Source organism: Flavobacterium sp., from assembly GCF_031423415.1.
In the GTDB taxonomy this organism is placed as follows: Bacteria; Bacteroidota; Bacteroidia; order Flavobacteriales; family Flavobacteriaceae; genus Flavobacterium.
Genome location: NZ_JANPFL010000068.1, coordinates 1 through 1229, shown reverse-complemented (window position 1 = coordinate 1229; position 1229 = coordinate 1). Strand labels below are relative to the sequence as shown.

2 protein-coding genes are annotated in these 1229 nt (G+C 27.1%); both read left to right on the top strand.

Annotation, left to right across the window (positions count from 1 at the left end; all coding sequences use genetic code 11):
* Positions 1-222 precede the first annotated feature (222 nt).
* Positions 223-615: an OB-fold protein gene (locus RMO83_RS07175; RefSeq protein WP_310558995.1), complete on the top strand. Its 393-nt coding sequence runs from the start codon at positions 223-225 to the stop codon at positions 613-615.
* Positions 616-622: 7 nt separating this feature from the next.
* On the top strand, positions 623-1229 hold a 607-nt coding region (locus RMO83_RS07170), incomplete at its 3' end, for a DUF5777 family beta-barrel protein (RefSeq protein ID WP_310558994.1).

Here is a 1229-nt window from a genome sequence, read left to right as displayed (position 1 = left end):
TGCTTTATCTAATTTTTCGCTTAAACTACTGAACATATTTTTTTGTTTTAAAGAATTGCAAATATAACGAATTGAGATAATTTGTTAATTAGAAAATTAGAAAACTTTTTGCGTAATTTTTATTCAAATTAAAATTCAAATCACTGAAAAATCCAACAATAAAATTATTTTTGGTTAAATCATAAAAAATATTATATTTGTTTAAACTGAAAAACATTTAGAATGAATAAAAAAATAAAAATAGTCTTGACCATAATTATTTTGTTGACGTTGGTGTTGATTGTTGGTTATAAATACGCAATGAATAAAGGAGCAAGAAATATAGATGAAGAAGAAACCTCATTTTCAACGACTTCTAAAGATATAAATTCAGAATTTTCTGAAAATATTGATTTAGCAAACAAAAAATATTTAGAGAAAGCAATCGAAATTTCTGGAATTGTAACATCAGTCAAAAACCACGATGTGATTATTGACAATACAACAATTTGCAGTCTAAAATCAATCGATGCCTCAATTAAAGTTGACCAAAACGTAATCATGAAAGGTCGAGTTGTTGGGTTTGATGACTTGATGGGCGAATTGAAATTGGACCAATGTTTTATTAAAAAATAATATTTATATGAATTTATTTAAAAAAATAACTTTTCTATTTTTCTTAAGCTTTTTTTCATTCGCCTCAGCGCAAGACGATTTGCTAAATGAATTAGACACTATAAAATCAACCGAAAAAGAAATTGAAATTTCAGCATTTAAAGGTTTGCAGATTTGCAACCTGCAATCGACAAAAATGCCAGCAAAAGGCGAATGGCACATTTTAATATCGCATCGTTTTGGAGATTTAACAAACGGTTTAGAAAACTTTTTCGGACTAGACGATGCCAATACTAAAATCGGAACTGTATATGGAGCAACCAATTGGTTATCTTTAGGTTTTTCGCGACATACTTTCAATAAAACCTATGAATTGGCTGGAAAATATAAACTAATGAATCAAGAAAAAAATGGTTTTCCTGTAACAATTTCAGGATTTAATACCTTAGAAATTAATTCAGCTTTGAAAACAAGTTTGTATCCAAATTTAAAATTCAATAATCGATTGGCATTTTCAACTCAATTATTAGTTTCAAGAAAATTTTCGGATAAATTTTCATTACAAGTAACGCCAATGTTTGTTCATAAAAATCTATATGATCCTGAAAATGAAACTAAAGACAAATTTATTTTCG